Origin of the sequence: Microcoleus sp. S13_C3 (assembly GCF_036700905.1) — a bacterium.
In the GTDB taxonomy this organism is placed as follows: Bacteria; Cyanobacteriota; Cyanobacteriia; order Cyanobacteriales; family Microcoleaceae; genus Microcoleus.
In genome coordinates this window covers 20,946-27,777 of the sequence record NZ_JAUBPT010000106.1, presented here as the reverse complement: position 1 = coordinate 27,777, position 6,832 = coordinate 20,946, and the positions used below count along the sequence as shown (strand labels likewise).

The 6,832-nt window shown below is 43.2% G+C and carries 3 protein-coding genes; all 3 read right to left on the bottom strand.

Annotated elements, in window-relative coordinates; all coding sequences use genetic code 11:
* Positions 1-498: 498 nt before the first annotated feature.
* The 3 genes from QUA16_RS24770 to QUA16_RS24760 all read right to left on the bottom strand — a co-directional run bounded on the left by QUA16_RS24770 (position 499) and on the right by QUA16_RS24760 (position 6,749).
* A complete protein-coding gene (locus tag QUA16_RS24770; protein WP_333106537.1) occupies positions 499-1,596 on the bottom strand; it encodes a DJ-1/PfpI/YhbO family deglycase/protease in 1,098 nt (365 codons plus the stop codon).
* Between the two features lie 137 nt (positions 1,597-1,733).
* The gene (locus tag QUA16_RS24765) at positions 1,734-2,492 is read right to left on the bottom strand and encodes an SDR family oxidoreductase (RefSeq protein ID WP_333106538.1); all 759 of its coding nucleotides are present in this window, start codon (positions 2,490-2,492) and stop codon (positions 1,734-1,736) included.
* A 396-nt stretch (positions 2,493-2,888) separates the two neighbouring features.
* Positions 2,889-6,749, bottom strand: coding sequence for a PAS domain S-box protein (locus QUA16_RS24760; protein WP_333106539.1), 3,861 nt, complete (start codon positions 6,747-6,749; stop codon positions 2,889-2,891).
* Positions 6,750-6,832: the final 83 nt, after the last annotated feature.

The window sequence follows — 6,832 nt, the reverse complement described above, 5'->3', positions numbered from 1 at the left end:
CCCGCCCGTCCTTTTTGGACGGGCGGGACGCCCATCCCACAAACTTGTGGAAGTTATTTAATTCTCATTCCTTATGGTTAATCCATCGGACATGATATTACGGATATATCCGAGGGCTGGTTAATCGATTTGAGATTTGAGATTTGAGATTTGAGATTTGAGATTTGAAGCATTGAAGAAAGCGACTTTACGGATATATCTGGGGGCTGCTTATCGGATACCATATTTTTTATTTATGCAGGGAGGAATCCGAGGGCTTGTACCGCCATCGGATGCCGCAAGCTTCCTTCAAACTCGCCGTGTCCAGCTAAAACAAAAATAAAACCCATTGAATAAAACCCTCCACCTTGCAGTTAGTTGAATATCTGCTTTTTAGTGTTGGGTTTTATTTTACCGCAAAGGGGTATATTGTAGGATTGCAGAGCAAGTTGGTAGTTGCGATATGGGGGGGGTTTTAACAACTCAACACAACTACAAACTTATCTCTCCCCTTGCTGATTACATTTTTACAGCGGGGCTAGTCGAAGGTTTAGGCGACTTAATTTCCTGGGAAGCTGCACGGGCGCGGAAGAGTTTAGCAACGACTTGTTCACACTTAGACAAATCCGATTCTATCTCTGTCAAAATCGCCGTTGATACCGGATCTGTTAACTTCACCCGCAGGTTGTTGATATCGACAACACCGGTTTGCAAATCACCGAGAGTGCTCCGCAGCAAAAACGTTTCATCGCTTCCTTGCATCGAAGCTTTTAATTTAGCGTATTTGTCAGCAATTTGGGCAGGAATTGAGGGTTTTTCCCCGAAATCGTTGAGGCGTTTTTCGATAGCGAGGATGTGGTTCTGTTTATTTTGAATCATTTCTTTCAAGAGCGATCGCAAATCGCTGTCTTGGGTTTTTTCCGCATAATGTTCAAAGGCTTCGCAAGCATAGCGTTCCCCTGCGAGGGCGGTATTCAAACCTTTAACAATGTCGCCTTGTGTCGAACCTCCCCAACCATTAGCTAATTTCCACCATTCTGCATTTGTGTCAGTTTCTTCTGGCAAACCGACTGCTTTTCCGCCGTAACCGAGGCGAGCCATAATTGCGGTGGTAAATATTGCTAAATCTCCAGGTTGGCGGGAAGTTATCAAGTTGCCGTCAACTACTAAAGCTTCGTTAATGTAGTTAGCTCCGGCATTGATCATGTCTGTTTTAATTGCCAAGAAACCCGTCGCATTTTTGCCTTTCAGCAAGTCGGCTTCAATCAAAACTTGCGGGCCGTGGCAAACAGCAGCGACAATTTTTCCTTGCTCAAATGCTTCTCGTACAAAACGTACTGTATTGGGATTAGTCCGCATCATATCAGGAGCCATCCCGCCGGGAATTATCACTGCATCGAATTCTGCGGGCAATGCTTCTGTCGTAGTTCCGTCAGCCTGCTGGGCAACTTTTCCTTGTTTCCCTGCATACTTTTCGTTTGTCCGCGAACCGAGGACAACTACATCAAAATTTGCTTGTTTTAAGGCGTTGTAAGGAACTAAAAATTCCGAATCTTCAACTCCATTTTCAATGAGTATGGCAACTCGTTTTGTGTTGGTGCCGTTATTTGTTGTCATAATCAACTTTCCTCAGACTATCTTCTAATCTAACGCTAAGTGATTGAGGGAGTTTTTAGCGTCTTGCTAAAGTGATAAATTAGTGATTTTTAAAAGGTGTCACCGTGAGCCTTGAGAGGTATTTTACAGTAATTGTCTCAATGCACGTAAGAGGCTCCATTAATGTCGATCGTAGTCCCGGTAGCGTGCGTAGCCAAACCGGATGCTAAAAACGCGATAACATTGGCAACATCTTGAGGAGGAGCGATTTTGCCGATCGGGATATCGCGAATAATATCAGCTTCACCGAACTCCTGAATAAACTGATTAGACATTTCTGTACTGACAAATCCCGGCGCAACTGTAAAAGCCAAAATATTATCAGTCGCAAACCCTCGAGCAATGCTGCGAGTTAAAGCAACAATAGCACCTTTAGAAGCGGCGTAGTGCAGATAATTCGGGTCATCCCCACGAAAAGCAGCGCGACTTGCTATATTAATAATTGTACCGCCCCTGCGACTTTGAAAATGCAGAATAGATTCTCGGCACAAATCGGCAACGGCAATTAAATTCACTTGTAGAGTTTGCTGCCAAGCTGAAGACCAAATATCGAACTCGTCCTCTATACCCGCTGACTGCATAATCCCCGCATTATTAACTAAAATATCAATATGGCCCCGCCATTTTAAAGCATCTCGCCACAAAGTCGAAGCCGCGTTTTCCACCATCAAATCTGCTGCCAATAAATAACAGCGATCGCGCGCAACACTTGCTGCCACCGCTTCAGCTTCTTCCTGACTGCGAAAGTAATGCAAAATCACCTCGGCCCCAGCATTAACCAGAGTCCGCACCGTCACTGCACCAATCCCTTTCGAGCCACCAGTTACTAAAATTACCTTTCCGGTTAAATCAATCATTCATGTCTCTCTTTTCTCTTTCTCTGTGACCAAGAATTTCTTGATGGTACCCGCCACGTGATTTATCCGTGGAATCAATCCAAAATCTAAAATCTAAAATCCTCAAGCCCCCGCATTTATCCGTGGGGTCAATCTAAAATCTAAAATCTAAAATCTAAAATCGATTGACCTCTGCGCCCTCTGCGGTTAATAAAAAAATAAATCCCCTTCACACACGAAATAGAATTGCTCTATGATATAGCACATTCCATCTAAGGTGTATGCCATTTCCTTATGCTGATAGATATCTGCCACACACATCTCCAAAAACGTCCAAATCCTTTGCCCTGTTGGTGTATATTAGAAATATAGCCACTGCTTACAGCACTATAGCTTCTTTGTCATTAAACTCGATAACTACAGCGGCTTCGGCAGCAAAGGTCGAATCAGCTCCATAATTCGATCAGAATTAAAATTATTGATATAATCAGTTAGTGCTTTGGACAAACTTGCTTTGGATTCGGGAATTTGTAGAATTAATTCATTCATAACTTCGGTATCGAGATAGTAAGCGGCTTGATACATTTGTTCTAACCACTGGGGGGGCATCATGGATATATCTTCTACAGACACCGTTTCAACTAATGGTTTTTGTGGAGTTTGTTCTACGACTTCGTAGATATATTGCACTCCCAAATATTTAGCGAGTTTGTCAAAAAGTTCTCTCTGCTGAAATGGCTTGCTTATAAAGTCGTTGCAGCCAGCCCTAAGAACTTTCTCTCGATCTTCTTCCAAAACACTGGCAGTTAAAGCAATAATGACAGTTTCTTGGCTCTGAGGGCGTTCTCTAATATATTTAGTAGCTGTGTAGCCATCGACGATCGGCATTCGCAGATCCATCAGAATCAGGTGTGGCCGCCAACTCTCCCACAGTGAGAGGGCCTCCACTCCCTGTTTTGCTTCTCTCACCTCAAAACCAACCGAGGTCAGGATCTCGACTAACAAGCGACGATTTTCTTCTAAATCTTCAACAATAAGAATGCGGTAAGTCGGTTGTCTGGGAGCTAAACCAATTACTCTTTGATTAATTGATTCTGGGGGTAAGGATTCTGATTGAGGTAACTGTACACCAATCTCAAAGGAAAAAGTGCTACCTCGGTTCAAAGTGCTTTTAACCTGAATCTGACCGCCCATAAGTTTGACGAGTTTTTGACTGATGGCTAAACCAAGCCCCGTGCCTTGACTCAAATTATTCCCAGCTTGGGTTTGCACAAAAACCTTAAATAATTTATCAATTTCTGTGGGCGAAATTCCCACGCCTGTATCCTCAACTTCAAAACATAGGTGACAGGATGTTTTGTCTCTTTGTGTTGCTCTTACCCGTAGGGTGACGCTTCCTTGATTGGTAAACTTAATCGCATTACCGAGCAGATTGACCAATACTTGATACAGTTTTTTCTCGTCACTATGCACAAATTGAGGAATGTCGGGATCTAGCTCGACAATTAGCTGCACTACTTTAGATTGGACTTTAACTTGGAACATTTCTTCGATAGAAGTCAGCAAACTTGTCAAATCAAACTCAGAAGGATTGAGAGTCATCCGTCCGCTCTCTATTTTGGATAAATCTAAAATATCGTTAATCAAATCCAATAAATGTTTACCGCTACGATTGACAATCTCTAAACGTTCTTGGAGAGAACGAGTCAGATTGCTCTCATAGCTCATCAATTGCGTGAATCCCAAAATTGAGTTGAGGGGGGTGCGGAGTTCGTGGCTCATATTGGCGAGGAAGACAGTCTTGGCTTGGTTTGCTTCATTTGCCTGATGAAATTCCAACTCAGCTTGTTTACGATCGCTAATGTCAATTAAATATCCCAAAATTTCTACTGGTGTACCTGAATTATCTCGAATTAGTTTAAGCTGACTGAGCATCCAGCGATAAACCCCATCGGAGCGACGAAAACGGTATTCGTGGAAGTAAAAATCATTAAGGAATAGATTTGCTAAGCCATTAAGCACCGGTTTTACATCATCGGGGTGTAAGTGATTCACCCAAAATTTAGAATCTTCTAAAAACTCGCTGCTTTCGTAGCCCAATATATCTTTGATATTTTCGCTGATGAACGTTGCTCCATAATCGCCAGCAGCTTTACTGCTAAAAATGACCACGGGGCTATAGTTGAGAAGAAAGTTGAGGCGATTTGTGGTAGCTTGCAAGGCTTGCTCAGCCAGTTTTAGCTCTGTTGCGTCTTCCTGAACGGCAACATATACAGTTCCGTATTCAGGATGCTCAAACATGGATGTATGAACTCTGCACCAAAAGAGAGTTCCATCTTTCTTTCTATTCTGGACTTCATATTTCGCTTCCCCGGTCTGTTCAATTTGAGTGACGATATCTAGAACGGCTACATCTGGTGTAACCTTTGTATCGACATAATTCAAAATACCAAGGGGTTGACCTGCGAGTTCGTCCTCTGTGTAGCCAAACATAGCGTCAAAGGTAGGGTTGGTGTAGACGATCATGAGGTCTGAGGCTTTGATTAAACACACTCCTCCTGCCATGTTATTCATAATAACGCTTTGAAGTTCTAGGGTCTTTTGAGCTTCTTTTCGAGCCGTAATTTCTTGTATTTGAGAAATAAAATGCAGTGGATTTCCCTGTCCATCTTGTACTAGCGATCCATTAAGAATAATCCAAATAATGTGTCCTTCTTTATGGAAATACCGTTTTTCCAGTTGGTAAGTTGAAATTCTTCCTGCTAATAGTTGATGTGCATAACTAAGATCGCCGTCTAAATCGTCAGGATGGGTGATGTCTTGGAAAGTTAACGCTAACAACTCTTCTGAGGAGTAGCCAAGAATCTGACATAAGGCAGGATTGACTTTAATCCAGTACCCATCAAGTGAAACGATCGCCATCCCGATAGAGGCATCTTCAAACGCATGGCGAAACTGCTCTTCACTGTTTCGTAAAGCCATCTCAATTTGTTTGCGATCGCTAATATCGCGCAAAATCACAGTAAATACCGTTTCGTCTCCCATTTCCAGCTTAGAAATAGAGGCTTCAGCCGAAAACTGCGTTCCATCTTGACGACGACCCAAAATCTCGCCTCGTTCTCCCATCCTTCGCGCTCTGCTAGAAGACTGTGCAAATTGTTTGATATGCTGCGGATGTGCATCTCTAAACTGTTCTGGCAGCAGTAAATTCAGTGGCTCCCCTAAAATATCCTCAATTTTATAGCCAAACATCTTTTCTGCCCCTTGATTAAACAGGGTAATGCGTTGAGTGCGATCGACTGAAATAATTGCATCATTGGCGATTTCTAGAATTCCCGCAAAACGAGCCTGCGATTTTTGTAAAGCATCTGTTCGTTCAGCCACAAGAATTTCTAAAGTTTCGTTAAGTTTTTTAATTTCTTTTTCCGCTTTTTGGCGCCTGTAATCTATCTGGTTTAAAGAGCGAGCCGTCCCCAAGATGAGAATTGAGAACGTGACAACCATAATAGTTGAACGCAATGTATAGCCAAAATTAACGTTATACCAGCCTAAATTTTGTCCCTGAAGAGTCAACCAGTTCACTGTCACTGGAAAGAGCGTCCCCCAAGGCAGCAACCACCGAACCATTACTCCGCCAACTAGGGGACTGGTTACTACTTGCATTAATCCTTCCTTGGGGCGGAGCCATAAAATTCCTCCATAGAGGATGAAAAAGGTGGCGATCGTGTTTACGGGTTGAGTCGTCGTAATTGTGGCCAAACGTTCAAGAATATCGACATGGAATAGGTGTGCAAATAAAGCTAGTAGAGAAATTAAAGTTGCAACACTACTAAAAATCTGAGCCAACCAAGTATCCCGTTGGGAATTTTGCCCTAACAGTAACAGTGCTAGTCCCATCAGCACAAAATTTAGGGCGGTATTTACTCCCATTCTTCCCGGATAAGGAGTCCCTGAAGACACGAAATCTCGGAAAAGCCACTCATCAATACCCAGCTTCCAACCAAAAATATACTGGCTCAGCGTCAGCATACCGATGATGATTATCAATCCTGCCATCCCTTGAGCGATGCGATTGTGCAGTCGGGTTCTTTGGTACTGCAACAATCTCAAAGACCCTCCAGCCAGCAAAAAGCAAATTGCCGTGTTTGCTTTCATGGTCGCAGTCATACCGGGAAAACCACTTTTGAGTAGGGAGATGTCAAATTGCCAACCCAGCAGCACGAGACATCCGATCGCAATGACGGCTAGACTTGCCATTTGAGAAATCCGCTTGTTCATAAATCGCCTGCTTGGCTTGAAACAATGTTCTTCTAATGTTAGGCGAAGCGAAGAAGGGCAACCACGGGGGGACTGCCCCTAGC